Here is a 17,258-nt window from a genome sequence, read left to right on the forward strand (position 1 = left end):
AGCGCAAAGACCCGTTCGGGGAGGCGGGGAGGCGCCTCCCACACCGCCCCGAAACCCCCCTCTCACAGCCCCTCGAAGCCCCTGCCGCTGCCTCCCCAACCCACCCCGGCAGACACCCCGAACGACAGGGAGGCACCGCCCGCCGGCCAAGGGAGGCAGGGAGAACTCCCTCACCCCCTCCCTGACCAACCTCCCTCTACCTGATCAGCGTAAACAGGCCCTCAGGGAGGCAGGGAGGCACCGCAGGCCACCCCCCGAAAACCCCCTCCAGAAGGCACCCGAGACCCCCTGTCACAGCCTCCCTGAACCCCGCCGGAGCCCTGCTACCGGTAGCACCCCCACCCGCTACCGGTAGCAACCCCGCTAGCAACCCAAACCCCCAGTGATCAGGCCCCTAGCAAGTAGCGGGCCTGGCCCAGCACACCCCGAAACCGGCCCGACGGCGCCCACCCGGCCCCGCCGCGCCCTGCTACCGAGAGGAGTCAGCCCCCATGGCTGGCCACATCCAAGACCGCTGGTACAAGACCGAAACCAATGCCGACGGCAAGGCCGTCCGCGTCAAGACCGACCGCCACGGGATGGGCCTGCGCTACCGGGCCCGGTACATCGGCCCCGACGGCACCGAGAAGTCCAAGAGCTTCCCCGACCGTCAGAAGCGGCTCGCTGAGCAGTGGCTCGCCCACATCGAGGCCGACATGTCGCGCGGGCAGTACGTCGACCCGAAGACGAGTCGCACCACCTTCCAGCAGTACGCGGAACGCTGGATCTCTGCCCAAACGACCGACCTCACGACCCGTTCGGCCGTCGAAATGCGCCTCCGGCTGCACGCCTTCCCTCACATCGGTGCGCGCCCTCTCGGCTCGTTCCAGCCGGAGCACATCCGGGAGTGGACGCGAACGCTGGAAAGCGTGGTGGCCGGCGCGACCTACCGGCGGGAGATTTTCAAGAACGTGTCCGCAGTCTTTACGGCCGCCGTGGACGACAGGGTGATTCAGAGGAACCCCTGCCGAGCCGCGTCGGTCAAGGCACCCAAGGCTGCGCCCGGCCGCGTGCGGCCTTGGAGCTCCGAGCGGCTGTTCGCCGTGCGGGCCGCTCTCCCCGACAGCTTCCGCGCCATGGTCGACGCCGGGGGCGGGTGCGGCCTGCGCCAAGGCGAGATCTTCGGCCTCCCGGTCGACGAAGTCGGTTTCCTCACGGGCTGGCTGCACGTGGGCTTCCAGGTGAAGCTCATCAACGGGCACCAGGTCATCGCGCCGCCGAAGGGGGGCAAGGTGCGTGACGTTCCTCTCCCCCAGCACGTCGGTCGTGCGCTCGCGGCTCACATGGAGGAATTCCCGCCCGCGGACGTCACCCTCCCGTGGCTGACGCCGGACGGACCCAAACTGACCAAGCGGCTCATCTTCACGAGCCACGACCGCGGGGCGTGCCGCCGGAACGACTTCAACACCCACGTGTGGAAGCCCGCACTCGTGGCCGCTGGCGTCCTCCCCGAGCCTGAGCGAGGCAAGCGCATCCAGTCGTCCCGAGAGGACGGCATGCACGCGCTGAGGCACTTCTACGCCTCGGTCTTGCTGGACGCCGGGGAGAACATCAAGGCCCTGAGTCAGTACCTCGGTCACGGCGATCCGGGCTTCACCCTCCGGACGTACACGCATCTCATGCCGAGCAGCGAAAGCCGGACTCGGAAAGCTATTGACAGCATGTACTTGGGTGAACGTGCTGCGTAAGCGCGCCTCGTCGGCAGTTCCTTGTCAGCGGTGTCCGCTGACAAGGAACTGGACTCAAGCGGCCTCCACGTCCGACGCTGGGAGTGTCAGGGTGGTTACAACGTCATGCGCACCAGGATGAGCTGGCACCTGGACCGTAACCCTTACCCCGTCTACGGAGGAGTAGGTGTTCACAACCCGAGCCTCGACCTTGTACTTCCCCTGGGGAACGAGCACAAGCTCCTCTGCTTCGAAGTACATGGCCTCTCGCAACTCTTCCTCCGTACGCCCGCGCCATCGCGTTTCCATATCTTCACGCCACTGCGCCTCTGTGCCCTGAGCATGTCTAGCCATGTGCGCTCCAGGGGTTCGATATACCGAACAAGGTCACGAGATGGTCGGCGACTACATGCTCCATCAACTTGGCCAGGGAGTCCATTCGAGAACTCCAATCCTTAACCACATCGGCATCAATACCCATGCGCTTGATCTCGAAGAGGTTGGAGTGCGCCACAGCATTACGAGCCTTGTTCAGGTGCTCTGCGGCACTGTTGAGCTGCAGCGTTGTCTCCCTGCCCGCCTGAGCCTTCAGCGCATCCCACAGCGGGATCCCCAAAATGAGGAAGTCAGTGCCAAGGTTGCCAGGGTGAGCATTGCCACGGTCCATCGAGCGCCCCGAACCCACGCGGGCCACGAGGACGCCCTCCAGTAGCGAGTTCCCGCGAGCGGCCTCCTTAACGAAGACCCGACCGGCCTCGTCGTGGAGGTCGCGGGCGAACCCTTGGAACTCAGCCGCCAACATCAGCACCCGCGACCACTGGACCCGCTCGTCGGTCGTGCCACTCAGCCTGAGCACAGTCGGATCGAGGTCCCTGAGGCGAGCACGACGCTCCGTCGTCCACTTGTCGTACGCGGCTGAAACGCTCATATGAGAACCGTAGGTCCACGCCCGCGCTCCCGCCTGCCACCGGCCCCCAGCGAGTGAATCTGCTGCTGCGGTAGTCAACCGCTCTTCGCTACCGCCAGCTCTTTCTCGACGCGCGCATACAGACGCCGCGGGACAGTGGGGACGTTCTTCTGCAAACTATCCCACTCCTCGGCAAGGCCGGGCATATCGTCCCGCGGATCGCCTTTGGTGAGGGTGATCTCCATCTTGTGGCGAAGGTTCCCGATGTCCAGAGCTGCCTGACGGTGCCGGTCTGCTCGCTCCGGGTATTTCAGTCCCGCCTGGAGTGCACTGAGCACCGCAGCGATGATGCTGAGCAGCCCAACCACGATCTTCCAGCCGAGCGCTGGTGAGGCACTCAACGTAGAGAAAATGGCCGTGCCGACCACTGCCGAGATCACCAGAGATCCCACAGCCAAGGCGCGCCCGAACCCATCGAACTTAGCGGCAGTTTGCTCTTGAGCCCGATGAGTGATGCGAACACCATGGCACCACTGTCGGAGCGTGACTTTGGCTTCCTCCGCAGGCGACGCGGCACCATCACTCTGTGCATCCATGGTGCGACAATAGGTCACCGCGCGCGACTGGTCTCATCAGGGAACGCTAATGAGCCCCCGCTCGGGGTACTAAGCCGTCCCCCAAGTGACACGGCCCAGAGACGGCCCAGACAGGAGTGAAGGGCGCTCATCAGCGGCATAGCCGCTGATGAGCGCCCTTCGACGCAGGTGCTTAATCAGTTCTTCTGGATCTGGTCGAAGCTCAGCTCGACCGGGGTCTCGCGGCCGAAGATCTCGACGAGGCCCTTGACCTTCTTCGAGTCGGCGTTGATCTCGTTGATCGTGGCCTGCAGGGTGGCGAAGGGACCGTCGGTGACGGTGACCGAGTCGCCGACCTCGAAGTCCAGGACCTGGACCTCGACCTTGCGGGCCGGAGCCGGCTTGCCCTCGGCCTCGGCGGCCTCGCGGGCGGCCTTCTCCTCGGCCTCCGGGGCGAGCATCTTGACGATCTCGTCCAGGGTCAGCGGGTACGGGTCGTAGGCGTTGCCCACGAAGCCGGTGACGCCGGGGGTGTTGCGGACGACGCCCCAGGACTCGTTCGTCAGGTCCATGCGCACCAGCACGTAGCCGGGGAGCTTGTTCTGGCGGATGGTCTTGCGCTCGCCGTTCTTGATCTGCGCGACCTCTTCCTGCGGCACTTCGGCCTGGAAGATGAAGTCCTCGACGTTCAGCGAGACGGCACGCTGCTCGAGGTTGGTCTTCACGCGGTTCTCGTAACCGGCGTAGGTGTGGATGACGTACCACTCGCCGGGAAGGGTCCGCAGTTCCTCGCGCAGGGCGGCGACGGGGTCGACCGGCTCGGCCGGCTCCTCCTCGGCTTCCGCCTCTTCCTCTTCCTCGGACTCGACGGCCTCGACGTCGCCGCCGGACTCGTCCTCGACCTCGTCGGACTCGACGGCCTCGTCCTCGGGGTGGAGCGCGGCTTCCTCGGCGGGCTCGCCCGCCTCGGCGTCGGCAGCCTCGACCTCGTCCAGGTCCTCGTCCGCGCCCTCGACGATGTCGAGCTCGTCGTCGACAGACTCGTCGGGCTCGATGGCGTCGTTCAGGTTCTGGTCAGACACGGTGGCTGCTTCTTCCTGGATACAAGGGGTGGAACATGCGAAAAGGGGCGCCGGTAACCTCGGCGCCCTTCGCTCTGTGCTCAGCCGAATACGTACTTGGCGGCGTGGTTGAGTCCATAGTCAATCACGGTCACCAGGCCGATCATGACGAGGACGAAGACGATCACCACGGTCGTGTACGTCGTCAGCTGGTTCCGCGACGGCCAGACGACCTTGCGGAGTTCAGCGACGATCTGCCGGTAGAAGAGCGCGAGGCGCTTCAGCGGGCCCTTCTTGGCACGCTTGCCGCCCTTACGGGTCTTCTTGGACTCCGGCGCCTCATCCTGGGCATCAGGCGTATCAATGGAGCCCACGGCGTCCGCCATTCGTCCTCACCTGTTCCCGGGTCGTGGCCGTGCCGCGCCCGGTTGGAGCCGCACGGCGGTGCATTGCTGTACGTACATGCGCACACATCCTGGCGACGGTGTGTGTAGCAGGGCCGGAGGGACTTGAACCCCCAACCGCCGGTTTTGGAGACCGGTGCTCTACCAATTGAGCTACGACCCTTTGTGCGTCCCCCAACGTACCGCATCCGACCGGGTGCTCGGTGTGCACCTGGACACGCGGCTGCTGAAGGCCAACGAGGTGAGAGTGTACGTGGTCCTCGGCCCCTCGTCGAACAGAAAGCGCCCGTAGGGGCCTTGGGAACGCAAGATCGCCCAGCGTGCGGGAAGAAGCCGGACGGTTGTTCAGCCGTTGTTCAGTCTGTGAAACCCGTGTGCCGGGGGAGTTTCCGGTCTGGAACGATGGGCCCCATGAGCGCTGCAACCCCTCCCACCGAGCGCCGGGTCTCCGCCCGAGTCGGCGCGATCTCCGAGTCCGCCACCCTCGCCGTGGACGCCAAGGCCAAGGCCCTCAAGGCCGCCGGGCGGCCGGTGATCGGCTTCGGCGCCGGTGAACCGGACTTCCCGACCCCGGACTACATCGTCCAGGCCGCGATCGAGGCCTGCTCGAACCCGAAGTACCACCGCTACACCCCGGCCGGCGGTCTTCCCGAGCTGAAGGCCGCGATCGCCGCGAAGACGCTGCGCGACTCCGGCTACGAGGTCGACCCGACCCAGATCCTGGTGACCAACGGCGGCAAGCAGGCGATCTACGAGGCCTTCGCCGCGATCCTCGACCCGGGCGACGAGGTCATCGTCCCGGCGCCGTACTGGACGACGTACCCGGAGTCGATCCGGCTGGCCGGCGGTGTCCCGGTGGAGGTGGTGGCCGACGAGACCACCGGCTACCGGGTCTCCGTCGAGCAGCTGGAGGCGGCCCGGACCGAGCGGACGAAGGTCGTCCTCTTCGTCTCCCCCTCCAACCCGACCGGCGCGGTCTACAGCCAGGCCGACGCCGAGGCGATCGGCCGCTGGGCCGTCGAGCACGGCCTGTGGGTGCTGACCGACGAGATCTACGAGCACCTCGTCTACGGCGACGCGAAGTTCACCTCGCTGCCCGCGCTCCTGCCCGAGCTGCGCGACAAGTGCGTCGTCGTCAACGGCGTGGCGAAGACGTACGCGATGACGGGCTGGCGGGTGGGCTGGATCATCGGCCCGAAGGACGTCGTCAAGGCCGCGACCAACCTCCAGTCGCACGCCACGTCCAACGTGTCGAACGTCGCCCAGGTCGCCGCCCTCGCCGCGGTCTCCGGCAACCTCGACGCGGTGGCGGAGATGCGCACGGCCTTCGACCGCCGCCGCAAGACGATCGTCCGCATGCTCAACGAGATCGAGGGCGTGCTCTGCCCGGAGCCCGAGGGCGCCTTCTACGCCTACCCCTCGGTCAAGGCGCTGCTCGGCAAGGAGATCCGCGGCAAGCGCCCGCAGGACACGGTCGAGCTGGCCGCGCTGATCCTGGAGGAGGCCGAGGTCGCGGTCGTCCCGGGTGAGGCCTTCGGCACGCCGGGCTATCTGCGGCTGTCGTACGCGCTGGGTGACGAGGATCTCGTCGAGGGCGTCTCCCGGATCCAGAAGCTGCTGGCGGAGGCGCGGGACTGAGGTCGCCGTAGGAAAGGGGCACCTCCTCACGTGAGGAGGTGCCCCTTTTTTTGTGCGAGCAAGACCACTAAAGGGGAAAGCGGTACCGGGAGGCCCGTGACGTACGGCAGGATCCTGGGATGCTGAGCTCTTCAGGGGGGAACCCCCCGAACCCCCCACGTGTACGTGATGTATCTGAGCTGCCGAAGGCCCATCTGCACCTGCACTTCACCGGCTCGATGCGGCCGGGGACGGTTCTGGAACTGGCCGACAAGTACGGGGTGCGGCTGCCGGAGGCGCTGACCGAAGCACTGACCAGCGGGGAGCCACCGAAGCTGCGGGCCACGGACGAGCGGGGCTGGTTCCGGTTCCAGCGGCTGTACGACGCGGCCCGCTCGTGCCTCAGGGAGCCCGACGACATCCGGCGGCTGGTGCGGGAGGCCGCGGAGGAGGACGTCCGCGACGGTTCGGGGTGGCTGGAGATCCAGGTCGACCCGACGTCGTACGCCCCTCGGCTCGGCGGGCTGATCCCGGCGCTGGAGATCATCCTGGACGCGGTGGAGACGACCTCGCGGGAGACCGGGCTCGGGATGCGGGTGCTGGTCGCCGCGAACCGCATGAAGCATCCGCTGGACGCGCGCACGCTGGCCCGGCTGGCGGTGCGGTACGCGGACAAGGGCGTGGTCGGCTTCGGACTCTCGAACGACGAACGCCGGGGCATGGCACGGGACTTCGACCGGGCCTTCAACATCGCGCGCGAGGGTGGGCTGCTGTCGGCGCCGCACGGCGGCGAGCTGGCCGGTCCGTCGTCGGTACGGGACTGTCTCGACGACCTGGGTGCGAACCGGATCGGGCACGGGGTGCGCGCGGCGGACGACCCCCGGCTGCTGAAGCGGCTGGCGGACCGGCAGGTGACGTGCGAGGTGTGCCCGGCGTCGAACGTGGCGCTCGGGGTGTACGAGAAGCCCGAGGACGTGCCGCTGCGGAAGCTGTTCGAGGCCGGGGTGCCGATGGCGCTGGGCGCCGACGACCCGCTGCTGTTCGGGTCCCGGCTGGCCGCGCAGTACGAGATCGCCCGACGGTGGCACGGCTTCACGGACGCGGAACTGGCGGAGCTGGCCCGGCAGTCGGTACGAGCCTCGGCGGCCCCGGAGGACGTGAAGGCCAAGCTGCTGTCGGGAGTGGACGACTGGCTCAGCGGCCCGGGCTCTTGAGGCCGGGGGCCGCGGCCCCGGCGATTCCGGCCAGCAGGGTCCGGGCCAGCCGGGCGGCGAAGGCGTCCACGGGGGGCCGTATGCCGTCCTGGGTGGCGTCGTAGGCGAACGCCCGTTGGGCGCAGGCGCCCAGGAGCAGGGAGGCCGCGGCGAAGGTGTCGGCGGTGGGGGCGACGCGGCCGATGGACTGCTCGGCCCGGAGGTAGGCGTCGAGCCACTCGATCGGCTTGTGCGGGCCGGACCCCATCTCGCGCATCGCGTCCTCGTGGCGTCGCTTGAGCTGGGTCTCGGCGTACAGCGAGGCGGCGATCGGGAAGCTCTGCTCGTAGAAGAGAGCGGCCTGGCGGGCGATCTCGGTGAGGTTCTCCTCCAGGGTGTGGCGGCCCGGCTCGGCGGCGAGGGTGTGCAGAAGCGGGACGAGTCTCGGGAGGCGCTCCGAGAGGACGCGGATGAACACCTCCTCCTTGCTCGCGAAGTGCTTGTACAGCGCCGCCTCGGAGCAGCCGGCCGCCTTGGCGATCTCCTTGGTCGTGGCTCGCGCCAGCCCCACGGTGAGCATCAGCTCGTGGGCGGCGTCGAGGATACGGACGCGGGCCGGGGCGGGCTTGGGCTCCATGCTGATGCGTTCCCTCGGGTCGGACTGCGGGCTTGACGAGTGGGCGAATGCTTACTCACCATAGAGGAGGTAGGGGTGAGTGAATACTCACCCACCTTCTTGGAGCGGGGAGTGTGGCGGCCATGAGACTGACCGTTTTCGGCGCGACCGGGGGCATAGGGCGGGAGCTCGTCCGGCAGGGCCTGGCGGCGGGACACGAGGTCACCGCGGTCGTACGGGATCCTGCCCGGCTGACCGTCACGGGCGAGCGCCTTGAGGTGGTCCGTGCCGATCTCTCCGACCCGGAGGTGCTGCGGCCCGCCGTGGCCGGGCGCGACGCGGTGCTGTCCGGACTCGGGCCGCGCGCCCGCAAGGACGCCGGGGTCGCCACGCGGCTGACCCGGGTTCTGCTGGCTGCGATGGAGGCGGAGCAGGTGCGGCGCGTGCTGGTGGTCAGCGCCGGGCCGGTCGGGCCCGCACCGGTGGCCGAGGGAGTGGTGGACCGGTGGATGCGGGGGCTCGTGTCAGCCGTGCTGAAGGACGTCTACGCCGATCTGACCGAGATGGAGGCGGCGTTGGCGGCGAGCGGTACGGACTGGACGGCCGTCCGTCCGCCGCGCCTTCAGGACAAGCCGGTGACCGGGGCGTACCGGGTGGTGGTCGGGGGGTTCCCGGCGCGCGGACGGTTCATCTCACGCGCGGACGTGGCGCACGCGATGCTCGGGATGATCGGAGATGCGGGGGTGGTGAAGCAGGGGGTCGGAGTGGCGTACTGACGCTTTCGGACCCGGCCGGCTACAGGCTCACGCCCACCGTCACCGGCTCGTTGACCAAGGTGATCCCGAAGGTCTCCCGTACGCCCGCCACGACCTCTCGGGCCAGGGCGAGAAGGTCCTCCGTGGTGGCGCGGCCCCGGTTGGTGAGGGCCAGGGTGTGCTTGGTGGAGATACGGGCGGGGCCGGTGCCGTAGCCCTTGGTGAAGCCGGCCTTGTCGATGAGCCAGGCCGCGGAGGTCTTGGTGTGGCCGTCGCCCGCGGGGTAGGCGGGCGGTACGGCATCCTCGCCGAGGTGGTGCTTCACGCGCGCGTGGAACTCGGCGAACTGGGTGGCCGTGAGGATGGGGTTGGTGAAGAAGGAGCCTGCCGACCAGGTGTCGTGGTCGTCGGGGTCCAGGACCATGCCCTTTCCCGCGCGCAGCTTCAGGACGGTGGCCCGGGCGTCGGTGAGGGGGACGCGGTCGCCGGGTTCCACGCCCAGGGTGCGGGCGGTTTCGGCGTACTTGATCGGCGCGGAGAGGCCCTCGGCGTCCTCCAGGTCGAAGCGGACGCGCAGGACGACGTAGCGGGCGGGGTCTTCCTTGAAGCGGCTGTGGCGGTAGGAGAAGGCGCAGTCGTCGTTGGTGAGGGTGACGGTCTCGCCGGTGCGGCGGTCGTAGGCGGTGACCTCGGTGATGGTGGAGGACACCTCCTGGCCGTAGGCGCCGACGTTCTGGATGGGGGTCGCGCCCGCGGAGCCGGGGATGCCGGCGAGGCACTCGATCCCGGCGAGCCCGGCGTCCACGGTGCGGGCGACGGCGTCGGTCCATACTTCGCCGGCGGCGAGCTCCAGGTGGGTGCCGGTGAGCTCGAAGCCCTTGGTGGCGATGACGAGCGCGGTGCCGTCGAATCCCTTGTCCCCGATGACGAGGTTGGACCCACCACCGATGACCAGCAGCGGCGTGCCGGTGGCGTCGGCCTCGCGGACGACCTCGATCACCTCGTCGTCGGTCGCCGCGGTGACGAGGCGGGTGGCGGGGCCGCCGAGGCGGAACGTGGTCAGGGGGGCGAGGGGGGCGTCGTGTCGTACCTGCACGCGGTACAGCCTACGGGGGCCTCCGGCGGTGGGGGCGGGGTGTGGCTGCGGGTTCGGTGGGGGCGGGCGTTTTGCGCAGTTCCTCGCGCCCCTGGTGCCTGCGGCGGCCTGCTTCGGCCCGGTGGGGGCTTGTGTAGCGCGTGCGGGTGTGTTGTGGGTCGGGGCCGGGGTGGGGGGTATCCATCCTCGGTCCGGCGGCTCGGTTGCTTTAGTTGTGCTCGGTGACGGACGCCGGCCGCTGCGGGCGGACACCCCCCACCCCGTCCCCTGCGCGCCGTACGCGGCTTGCGGCCCGTCGTGGCGCGCGGCGCGGGAAACGAACGGTCCCTCGTGACGCAGGTGACTGCACCCCCCAGGGGCGCGGGGAACTGCGCGACCAGCCACAACGCACCCGCACCCGCTCGACAACCCCACTCGGCACCCCCTAGGCGCCCCGCCCAAGCCCAGCGCAGCTGCCCGCGGGGAACTGCGCGACCAGCCCCCACTGACCGCGGCCGCCCGACAACCGACCCGGCACCCCCCTAGGCACCCCGGCCAGCACACGCGCCGACGGCCCCACCCTCCCCCGGGCGGGACCGTCGGCGCTCGACGCGCGATCTCAGCCGGCCACCATCTCCAGCGCCCGCTCCTCCTCGTGAGCCTCCTTTGCGACGACCCTCTTCCGCGAGGGAATCAGCAGTGCCGCAACCCCGGCGAGCGCTACCACCGCCGCTCCGGTGACCAGCGCCGGCTGCAGGCCGTCGACGAAGGACTGCCCGCTCTCGTATCCGCCCTGCGAGGAGAAGATCGACGCCATGACGGCGATTCCCAGCGCCCCGCCCACCTCACGCAGTGCGTTGTTGGCCCCGGACGCGATGCCCTGCTCCTTCGGCAGCACACTCGACATGACCAGATTGGACGCGGGAGCGAAGAACAGCGCCATGCCGATGCCGCTGAGGATGAGACCGGGAAGCTGCGCGGCGTAGGACGCGTCGACCGTGACCACGGACGCCATGTACGCGAGCCCCGCCGCCTGGAAGAAGAGCCCCGTGGCCACCACCGGCCGGCCCCCGATGCGGTCGGAGAGGATCCCGGCGATCGGCGCGACGAGCATCGGCATGCCGGTCCAGGGCAGCATCCGCAGGCCCGCCTCGGTGGGCGAGTAGCCGAGCACGCCCTGCATGTACTGACTGAGCAGGAAGATCGAGCCGAACATCCCGAGGAACATCAGCAGGCTCGCCGCGTTGATCCCGGCGAACGCCCGGGAACGGAACAGCCGCATGGGAAGCATCGGGTTTTTGGCCCGCGTGCTGTAGATGACGAAGGCGGCGAGCAGCGCGGCTCCCGTGAACAGGGCCAGGAGGACCACGGAGTCGGTCCAGCCGTCGGACGGGCCGCGGACCAGGCCGTACACGATGCCGAAGAGACCGCCGCTGGCGAGCAGCGTGCCGGGGATGTCGAGGCGCGCGCCGGCCCCGTGGGACTCGGCGAGGCGCAGGCGGGCCAGGGGCAGCAGGGCGACGCCGAGCGGGACGTTCAGCCAGAAGATCCACTGCCAGGAGATGTGTTCGGTGAGGCTGCCTCCGATCAGCGGTCCGGAGGCGACCGCGAGTCCATTGACGGCGCCCCAGATGCCGTACGCCATCCCGCGCTTGGCGGCGGGCACGGCCCCCGTGAGGAGGGTGAGGGTGAGGGGCATCATGATCGCCGCTCCCACGCCCTGGACCGCGCGGGCCGCGATGAGGGAGTCGATGCCGGGTGCCAGGGCCGCGGCCGCCGACGCGCCGGTGAAGATCGTGAGGCCGACCAGGAAGAGGCGGCGCCGGCCGAAGCGGTCGCCGAGCGCCGCGCCGGTCATCAGCAGGACGGCGAAGGTGAGCGTGTAGGCGCTGACGGTCCATTCGAGGTCGTGCAGCGCTCCGCCGAGGTCCTCGCGGATGGAAGGCAGGGCGGTGGTGACGACGAGGTTGTCGAGGGCCGCCATGAATCCGGCGATGCTGGTGATGACGAGGGCCCATATGGCTCCCCCGAGACGTTCGGTCGGTGCGGCTTGCGCTTGCTGTGACATCGCTCCCCCAGCGGGTGTGATCGGTGATTAGTTATTGATTACTAAGTTTCTCGATCAAGAAAAGGCGCCGACAACGCCTTGTCCGGCTCAGTGCTCCAGCCGGCCCTTGAACCGTGCCGACGGGTACATCCCCTCCCAGACCCGGTGTCCGGGCGGGAAGCCCATCGCCACCAGGCAGTTGACGAGCATTCCGTACGCCAGGAAGGTCGTCGTCTCGTTGATGTCGGCGCCGAGCGGCAGGTGGACGGTGTCCCACAGCCGCATCCAGCCGGCCCTGACCGCCTCGCCGAACTCGTGGTCGCCCTCCTGCTCGGCGGCCCCCACCGCGACGTACGTCTGCATCTGCATCATCAGCAGCTCGGGCCGCTCCGCGATGACCTTGGTGTACGCGTCCGCCATGGCGTGCAGGGACTCTTCGCCCTCCAGCCCCCTGGAGGCTTCCTCGAAGGTGCGGATGGTGTCCTGCATGCAGCGCTCCGCCGTCGCCAGGAAGATCGCCTTCTTGCCCGGGAAGAGCCGGAAGAGATACGGCTGCGACACCCCGACCCGCTTGGCGATCGCCTCGGTCGACGTACCGTAGTAGCCGCCGCGGGCGAACTCGATCGTCGCCGCGCGAATGACGCTCTCACGCCTCTCTTCTGCGCTCATCCTGACCATGCGACTAAGTTAGTACTCAATCACTAACTTTGCAAGGGGGGATTTCCAGGAAGCCGTAAGGGGCGCCCCACCATGGAGAACGCCCCTTACCCGCACAGTCGTACCCGGCTCTCAGGCCAGTCGCACGACGGCCCTCGACATCCCCAGCACCTTCTGCCCCGCGCTGGTCACCGTGAGGTCCACGCGGACCGTGTTGTCGTCGAGCTTGGCGGCGACCTTGCCGCTGACCTCGACGGTGGCGCCCTGGTCGTCGTTCGGGACGACGACCGGCCTGGTGAAGCGGACGCCGTACTCGACGACCGCGCCCGGGTCGCCGGTCCAGTCGGTGACCACACGGATCGCCTCGGCCATGGTGAACATGCCGTGCGCGATGACGTCCGGCAGTCCGACCTCCTTGGCGAACTTCTCGTTCCAGTGGATGGGGTTGAAGTCCCCGGAGGCGCCCGCGTACTGGACGAGGGTGGCGCGGGTCACGGGGAAGGTCCCGGCCGGCAGCTCGGTGCCGACCTCGACGTCGCCGTATGCGATCTTCGCCGTCATCTTCTTCCTCACGCCTCCTCGGCCGCGCGCGCGACGAGCTTGGTCCAGGCGGTCACGACGTGCTCACCGGCCTCGTCGTGGACCTCGCCGCGGATGTCCAGGATGTCGTTGCCGGCCATGGACTTGATCGCCTCGATGGTGGAGGTGACGGTCAGCCGGTCACCGGCGCGCACAGGGCGGACGTAGGCGAACTTCTGGTCGCCGTGCACGACCCGGCTGTAGTCCAGGCCGAGCTGCGGGTCCCGGACGACCTGCCCCGCGGCCCTGAAGGTGATGGAGAACACGAAGGTCGGCGGAGCGACGACATCGGGGTGGCCGAGCGCCTTGGCGGCCTCCGGGTCCGTGTACGCGGGGTTGGTGTCCCCCACTGCCTCGGCGAACTCGCGGATCTTCTCCCGGCCCACCTCGTAGGGCTCGGTGGGCGGGTAGGTCCGCCCCACGAAGGACTGGTCGAGCGCCATGGGCCTCGGCACCTCCTGGTTGCTCTGCGCTGTTGCTCTGCGCTGTCTTACTGACCGGTATCGGGTCTCTCAACGACGCGAGGCCGCCCCCGATCTCTCGGGGACGGCCTCGTGTACGAGCCTGATTTATCGCGTTTCGCGATGCGCGGTGTGCGCATTGCAACGCGGGCAGTGCTTCTTCATCTCCAGTCGGTCCGGGTTGTTACGCCGGTTCTTCTTGGTGATGTAGTTCCGCTCCTTGCACTCCACGCAGGCCAGCGTGATCTTCGGGCGGACGTCGGTGGCAGCCACAGGAGTGCTCCTTGACGAACGGATGGGACGATTAACGCATAGAAGAGTAGCCGATCGAAGGACCGACCCCACAATCGGCTACTGTCTGTAGCGGTGACCGGACTTGAACCGGTGACACAGCGATTATGAGCCGCTTGCTCTACCGACTGAGCTACACCGCTGAGATGCGATCCGTTCCCGCCTTGCGACGGGAACCTCACACACCAGAGCCCCAATACGGAATCGAACCGTAGACCTTCTCCTTACCATGGAGACGCTCTGCCGACTGAGCTATTGGGGCGAGCGATGAAGACATTACACGCTCCGCCGCCGTTCGCCCAAATCCGTTTCGCAGCGCCCCGGACGCCTTGATCCACGGGGTTCCCGGGGGCCTCAACAGCCTCTCCCGTACGGCGGACCACACCGGTACGACTATTGCGCTCCTCCCCGTCACGGGCGCGCAGCCACCCTAGGCTCGACTCACTCTGCGTGATCTTGCGTCCCGTTGCGCGGTTCCGGTGGTTCCGGGCTTGCGCAGCCCTGAGCCCCTGGAGTGCGATGCCCGACAGCCAGCCGCAGCCGCCCCACTCCTCGTCCTCGTCGGGTGCCGTGTCGTCGGGCCGGTCCGAGGGAGCCGGTCTCCTGTTGTGCGGGGCACGGCTCACCGACGGCAGGACCGTGGACGTACGGCTGAGCGGCGGGCGCATCGAGGCGGTCGGTACGGCCGGGAGCCTGGCCGGGGGCGGCACACGCGCGTGCGGTGCGTGCGTGGATCTCAGCGGCTATCTGCTCCTGCCGGCCCCGGCCGAGCCGCACGCCCACGGCGACACCGCGCTGTCGGCCGACGCCGAGGGGCCGGTCTCCCCCGACCCGCAGGACGTCCAGCGCCGGGCCACGGAGGCGGCTCTGCTGCAGCTCGGGCACGGGGCGACCGCGCTCAGGGCACACGTGCGCGTGGGTGACGTCCAGGGGCTGGGCGCGCTGGCCGCCGTACTCCAGGCGCGACGGTCGCTGCGCGGGCTCACCGAGCTGACGGCCGTGGCGATGCCCAGGGTGCTGACCGGGGTGGCCGGGACGGAAGGGCTCGCCATGTTGCGAGACGCCCTGAAGATGGGGGCCTCGGTGGTGGGCGGCTGTCCGGATGCCGACCCCGATCCGACCGGCTATGCGGAGGCCGTCCTGGAGGTCGCTTCGGAGCACGGCTGCCCCGTCGACCTGCACACCGACGCCTCCGACCCGGCCCGGCTCGCCCGCCTTGCCGCCATGGCCGGAGGGCTGCGGCCCGGCGTGACCCTCGGCCCCTGCGCCGGCCTCGACCGGCTCCCGGCGGAGGTGGTCTCTCGCACCGCCGACCAGCTCGCGGCGGCCGGAGTCGCCGTCGTGTGCCTGCCGCAGGGCGGCTGCGCGGGCGTGGACCGGCGGGGCACGGCCCCGGTACGGCTGTTGCGCGCGGCCGGGGTCCAGGTGGCCGCCGGCAGCGGAGCGCTGCGGGACGCCACCAACCCCGTGGGCCGCGGGGACCCACTGGAGGCCGCCTACCTGCTCGCCTCCCGGTACGGGCTGCGGCCGGAGGACGCCTACGACGCGGTGAGCACGTCGGCGCGAGCCGTACTCGGGTTGCCCGAGGTCCGCGTGGAGGCGGGTTTCCCGGCCGAGTTGCTCGCCGTACGCGGCGACCACCTGGCCGGCGCGCTCTCCCTGGCGTACAGCCGGATCGTGGTGCACGGGGGGCGCGTGGTGGCACGGACGAGCGCGGTGCGTGAGTACTGCAACTCGGCGGCGGCCACGGAGTTGGGGCTGCCTCGGCAGGGGCGGGGGGAGGTGTCGTAGCGGGCGGGACGCCGTATGTACTGGTGGGCGGGGTGTCCTGGGAACGGGGCCTGTGCCCCTTGCCTCTCGCCCCTGTGCTCCTTGCCCTGTGCTCCCTTGCCCCACCCGGCACTCCCCTGACGCGGCGTTCACGGGTGTTCCGGCGTACGGTCGAAGGCATGCGCATTGTCATCGCTGGTGGTCATGGTCAGATCGCGCTGCGGCTGGAGCGGTTGCTCGCCGCGCGCGGGGACGAGGTAACGGGGATCATCCGCCGCCCGGAACAGGGCGACGACCTGCGGGAGGCCGGTGCCGAACCGGCCCTGCTCGACCTGGAGTCGGCCTCGGTCGAGGAGGTCGCGGCGGTTCTGCGGGGCGCGGACGCGGCGGTCTTCGCGGCGGGCGCGGGCCCCGGCAGCGGTGCGGCCCGCAAGGACACCGTGGACAAGTCCGCCGCGGTGCTGTTCGCGGACGCGGCGGTCCGGGCGGGCGTACGGCGCTTCGTGATCGTGTCCTCCATGGGCGCGGACCTGGGGCACGAGGGCGACGAGATCTTCGACGTGTACTTGCGCGCCAAGGGTGAGGCAGACGCCTATGTGAGTGGCCTGGACGCCCTGGAGTGGACGATTCTGCGTCCCGGCGCGCTCACGGACGACGCCGGCAAGGGCCTCGTCCGTCTGGAGGCGCACACCGGCCGCGGCCCGATCCCGCGCGACGACGTGGCCGCCGTACTGGCGGAGTTGCTGGACACGCCGGCGACGGCGGGGCTGACGCTGGAGCTGGTGAGCGGTGCCACGCCGGTGTCGGTCGCGGTGAAGTCGGTTGCGGGCAACTGAGGATGCCCGCCGAGGGGGTACCGGCCGCGCAGGAGGCACTGCTGCGGCGCATGTACGAGGTCTTCGCGACGGACGAGCGGGACGCTTTCGTGCCGCGCTGTCTGGCCCCGGACGTGAACTGGCCGAACATGCTGGACGGCGGCCGGCTGCACGGACATGAGGCGGTACGGGCGTACTGGGCACGGCAGTTCGCGGCGGGACACCCTCTCGTACGGCTGGATGGGCTGCGGTCGGGTGGGGCCGGTGGGGCGGGTGAGTCCGAGGTGGTGGTGACCGTTCGGCTCGGGGCGCGCGACGCGTCGGGCGAGCGGTGGGCCGAGGAGACGGTCGAGCACGTGTACCGGTTCGGGGAGGACGGGCTGGTCGCGCGGATGGACGTGCGGGCGGGGGCGTAGGCGCCTCCGCCCGGCACGTCAGAACGTCGTCAGAACAGGGGCAGCTGGCCGGGTACGACGGGGACCGCGTACCCGTCCAACGACGGCTGAGCCGCTCCGAGTTCCGCCTGTCTGCGGGAGCCCGGGCATGAGACAAGCTGGCCTCTCTCACGCGCGCCGGGCGGGTCGTGCCGTGCGAAGCGGCCGGCGACGACGGCGATCTCGCGACGGCATTCGGGGCAGAGCCTGCGACGACTGGACATGCCGTCAGTGTGCCCCGGGCGGAGGGGGTTTGTGCGCCTGGAGTGGGCGGCTGGGCCGGCGAGACGTGGGG

The 17,258-nt window shown here is 69.5% G+C and carries 19 protein-coding genes and 3 tRNA genes; 7 read left to right on the forward strand and 15 right to left on the reverse strand.

Annotation, left to right across the window (positions count from 1 at the left end; translation table 11 throughout):
- Positions 1–491 precede the first annotated feature (491 nt).
- The gene (locus ABZT02_RS07355) at positions 492–1,727 is read left to right on the forward strand and encodes a site-specific integrase (protein WP_356015128.1); all 1,236 of its coding nucleotides are present in this window, start codon (positions 492–494) and stop codon (positions 1,725–1,727) included.
- A gap of 325 nt (positions 1,728–2,052) precedes the next feature.
- Here the strand turns inward: ABZT02_RS07355 and ABZT02_RS07360 are convergent, their stop codons facing one another.
- The 5 genes from ABZT02_RS07360 to ABZT02_RS07380 all read right to left on the reverse strand — a co-directional run bounded on the left by ABZT02_RS07360 (position 2,053) and on the right by ABZT02_RS07380 (position 4,816).
- Complete coding sequence (locus ABZT02_RS07360) at positions 2,053–2,634, reverse strand: hypothetical protein (protein ID WP_356015130.1); 582 nt, start codon at positions 2,632–2,634, stop codon at positions 2,053–2,055.
- Positions 2,635–2,708: 74 nt separating this feature from the next.
- A complete protein-coding gene (locus tag ABZT02_RS07365) occupies positions 2,709–3,209 on the reverse strand; it encodes an SLATT domain-containing protein (RefSeq protein ID WP_356015132.1) in 501 nt (166 codons plus the stop codon).
- Between the two features lie 176 nt (positions 3,210–3,385).
- Positions 3,386–4,270, reverse strand: coding sequence for a transcription termination/antitermination protein NusG (nusG, locus tag ABZT02_RS07370; protein ID WP_356015134.1), 885 nt, complete (start codon positions 4,268–4,270; stop codon positions 3,386–3,388).
- A gap of 80 nt (positions 4,271–4,350) precedes the next feature.
- The gene (gene secE / locus ABZT02_RS07375; RefSeq protein ID WP_057607929.1) at positions 4,351–4,635 is read right to left on the reverse strand and encodes a preprotein translocase subunit SecE; all 285 of its coding nucleotides are present in this window, start codon (positions 4,633–4,635) and stop codon (positions 4,351–4,353) included.
- A 108-nt stretch (positions 4,636–4,743) separates the two neighbouring features.
- A tRNA-Trp gene (locus tag ABZT02_RS07380) sits at positions 4,744–4,816 on the reverse strand.
- 248 nt (positions 4,817–5,064) lie between these two features.
- Between ABZT02_RS07380 and ABZT02_RS07385 the strand changes: the two genes are divergently transcribed.
- Entirely contained in the window at positions 5,065–6,291 is a 1,227-nt protein-coding gene (locus tag ABZT02_RS07385) for a pyridoxal phosphate-dependent aminotransferase (protein ID WP_356015137.1), read from the forward strand.
- Positions 6,292–6,410: 119 nt separating this feature from the next.
- Complete coding sequence (locus ABZT02_RS07390; RefSeq protein ID WP_356015139.1) at positions 6,411–7,484, forward strand: adenosine deaminase; 1,074 nt, start codon at positions 6,411–6,413, stop codon at positions 7,482–7,484.
- Here the strand turns inward: ABZT02_RS07390 and ABZT02_RS07395 are convergent.
- A complete protein-coding gene (locus ABZT02_RS07395) occupies positions 7,465–8,100 on the reverse strand; it encodes a helix-turn-helix domain-containing protein (protein WP_356015141.1) in 636 nt (211 codons plus the stop codon). The two genes, ABZT02_RS07390 and ABZT02_RS07395, sit on opposite strands and share 20 nt — an antisense overlap.
- Positions 8,101–8,222: 122 nt before the next feature.
- Between ABZT02_RS07395 and ABZT02_RS07400 the strand changes: the two genes are divergently transcribed.
- Positions 8,223–8,855, forward strand: a complete 633-nt coding sequence (locus ABZT02_RS07400; protein WP_356015143.1) for an NAD(P)H-binding protein — start codon at positions 8,223–8,225, stop codon at positions 8,853–8,855.
- Between the two features lie 19 nt (positions 8,856–8,874).
- Here the strand turns inward: ABZT02_RS07400 and ABZT02_RS07405 are convergent, their stop codons facing one another.
- The 8 genes from ABZT02_RS07405 to ABZT02_RS07440 form a co-directional block, all read right to left on the reverse strand.
- A complete protein-coding gene (locus ABZT02_RS07405) occupies positions 8,875–9,930 on the reverse strand; it encodes a UDP-N-acetylmuramate dehydrogenase (protein WP_356015146.1) in 1,056 nt (351 codons plus the stop codon).
- A gap of 598 nt (positions 9,931–10,528) precedes the next feature.
- Positions 10,529–11,977, reverse strand: coding sequence for a DHA2 family efflux MFS transporter permease subunit (locus tag ABZT02_RS07410; protein WP_356015148.1), 1,449 nt, complete (start codon positions 11,975–11,977; stop codon positions 10,529–10,531).
- An 87-nt stretch (positions 11,978–12,064) separates the two neighbouring features.
- Positions 12,065–12,634, reverse strand: coding sequence for a TetR/AcrR family transcriptional regulator (locus tag ABZT02_RS07415; RefSeq protein ID WP_356015150.1), 570 nt, complete (start codon positions 12,632–12,634; stop codon positions 12,065–12,067).
- 111 nt (positions 12,635–12,745) lie between these two features.
- Positions 12,746–13,174 carry a MaoC family dehydratase gene (locus ABZT02_RS07420; protein ID WP_356015546.1) on the reverse strand — a complete coding sequence of 143 codons (429 nt, stop codon included), beginning with the start codon at positions 13,172–13,174 and terminating at the stop codon, positions 12,746–12,748.
- 8 nt (positions 13,175–13,182) lie between these two features.
- Positions 13,183–13,635, reverse strand: a complete 453-nt coding sequence (locus tag ABZT02_RS07425) for a MaoC family dehydratase N-terminal domain-containing protein (protein ID WP_356015152.1) — start codon at positions 13,633–13,635, stop codon at positions 13,183–13,185.
- A gap of 126 nt (positions 13,636–13,761) precedes the next feature.
- The gene (rpmG, locus tag ABZT02_RS07430) at positions 13,762–13,926 is read right to left on the reverse strand and encodes a 50S ribosomal protein L33 (RefSeq protein ID WP_003948671.1); all 165 of its coding nucleotides are present in this window, start codon (positions 13,924–13,926) and stop codon (positions 13,762–13,764) included.
- An 88-nt stretch (positions 13,927–14,014) separates the two neighbouring features.
- A tRNA-Met gene (locus ABZT02_RS07435) sits at positions 14,015–14,087 on the reverse strand.
- Between the two features lie 46 nt (positions 14,088–14,133).
- Positions 14,134–14,206, reverse strand: a tRNA-Thr gene (locus ABZT02_RS07440).
- 257 nt (positions 14,207–14,463) lie between these two features.
- On the opposite strand from ABZT02_RS07440, the gene ABZT02_RS07445 reads away from it, so the two are divergent.
- From ABZT02_RS07445 to ABZT02_RS07455, 3 genes are all read left to right on the forward strand, one after another.
- Positions 14,464–15,735 carry an amidohydrolase family protein gene (locus tag ABZT02_RS07445; protein ID WP_356015154.1) on the forward strand — a complete coding sequence of 424 codons (1,272 nt, stop codon included), beginning with the start codon at positions 14,464–14,466 and terminating at the stop codon, positions 15,733–15,735.
- Positions 15,736–15,893: 158 nt separating this feature from the next.
- Entirely contained in the window at positions 15,894–16,550 is a 657-nt protein-coding gene (locus tag ABZT02_RS07450; protein ID WP_356015156.1) for an SDR family oxidoreductase, read from the forward strand.
- A 2-nt stretch (positions 16,551–16,552) separates the two neighbouring features.
- Complete coding sequence (locus ABZT02_RS07455; protein ID WP_356015158.1) at positions 16,553–16,945, forward strand: nuclear transport factor 2 family protein; 393 nt, start codon at positions 16,553–16,555, stop codon at positions 16,943–16,945.
- A 29-nt stretch (positions 16,946–16,974) separates the two neighbouring features.
- Here ABZT02_RS07455 and ABZT02_RS07460 read toward each other — a convergent pair whose 3' ends face one another.
- The gene (locus ABZT02_RS07460; RefSeq protein WP_007384031.1) at positions 16,975–17,187 is read right to left on the reverse strand and encodes a hypothetical protein; all 213 of its coding nucleotides are present in this window, start codon (positions 17,185–17,187) and stop codon (positions 16,975–16,977) included.
- Positions 17,188–17,258 lie beyond the last annotated feature (71 nt).

It is taken from the genome of Streptomyces sp. NPDC005402 (assembly GCF_040606575.1).
Taxonomy (GTDB): Bacteria; Actinomycetota; Actinomycetes; order Streptomycetales; family Streptomycetaceae; genus Streptomyces.

Excerpts from the sequence above, each read along its gene's own strand:
- ABZT02_RS07355 (WP_356015128.1), top strand. The coding sequence starts at position 492 with ATGGCTGGCCACATCCAAGACCGCTGGTACAAGACCGAAACCAATGCC.
- ABZT02_RS07360 (WP_356015130.1), bottom strand. The coding sequence starts at position 2,634 with ATGAGCGTTTCAGCCGCGTACGACAAGTGGACGACGGAGCGTCGTGCT.
- ABZT02_RS07365 (WP_356015132.1), bottom strand. The coding sequence starts at position 3,209 with ATGGATGCACAGAGTGATGGTGCCGCGTCGCCTGCGGAGGAAGCCAAA.
- secE (WP_057607929.1), bottom strand. The coding sequence starts at position 4,635 with ATGGCGGACGCCGTGGGCTCCATTGATACGCCTGATGCCCAGGATGAG.
- ABZT02_RS07385 (WP_356015137.1), top strand. The coding sequence starts at position 5,065 with ATGAGCGCTGCAACCCCTCCCACCGAGCGCCGGGTCTCCGCCCGAGTC.
- ABZT02_RS07390 (WP_356015139.1), top strand. The coding sequence starts at position 6,411 with ATGCTGAGCTCTTCAGGGGGGAACCCCCCGAACCCCCCACGTGTACGT.
- ABZT02_RS07395 (WP_356015141.1), bottom strand. The coding sequence starts at position 8,100 with ATGGAGCCCAAGCCCGCCCCGGCCCGCGTCCGTATCCTCGACGCCGCC.
- ABZT02_RS07400 (WP_356015143.1), top strand. The coding sequence starts at position 8,223 with ATGAGACTGACCGTTTTCGGCGCGACCGGGGGCATAGGGCGGGAGCTC.
- ABZT02_RS07410 (WP_356015148.1), bottom strand. The coding sequence starts at position 11,977 with ATGTCACAGCAAGCGCAAGCCGCACCGACCGAACGTCTCGGGGGAGCC.
- ABZT02_RS07415 (WP_356015150.1), bottom strand. The coding sequence starts at position 12,634 with ATGGTCAGGATGAGCGCAGAAGAGAGGCGTGAGAGCGTCATTCGCGCG.
- ABZT02_RS07420 (WP_356015546.1), bottom strand. The coding sequence starts at position 13,174 with ATGACGGCGAAGATCGCATACGGCGACGTCGAGGTCGGCACCGAGCTG.
- ABZT02_RS07425 (WP_356015152.1), bottom strand. The coding sequence starts at position 13,635 with ATGGCGCTCGACCAGTCCTTCGTGGGGCGGACCTACCCGCCCACCGAG.
- ABZT02_RS07445 (WP_356015154.1), top strand. The coding sequence starts at position 14,464 with ATGCCCGACAGCCAGCCGCAGCCGCCCCACTCCTCGTCCTCGTCGGGT.
- ABZT02_RS07450 (WP_356015156.1), top strand. The coding sequence starts at position 15,894 with ATGCGCATTGTCATCGCTGGTGGTCATGGTCAGATCGCGCTGCGGCTG.
- ABZT02_RS07455 (WP_356015158.1), top strand. The coding sequence starts at position 16,553 with ATGCCCGCCGAGGGGGTACCGGCCGCGCAGGAGGCACTGCTGCGGCGC.
- ABZT02_RS07460 (WP_007384031.1), bottom strand. The coding sequence starts at position 17,187 with ATGTCCAGTCGTCGCAGGCTCTGCCCCGAATGCCGTCGCGAGATCGCC.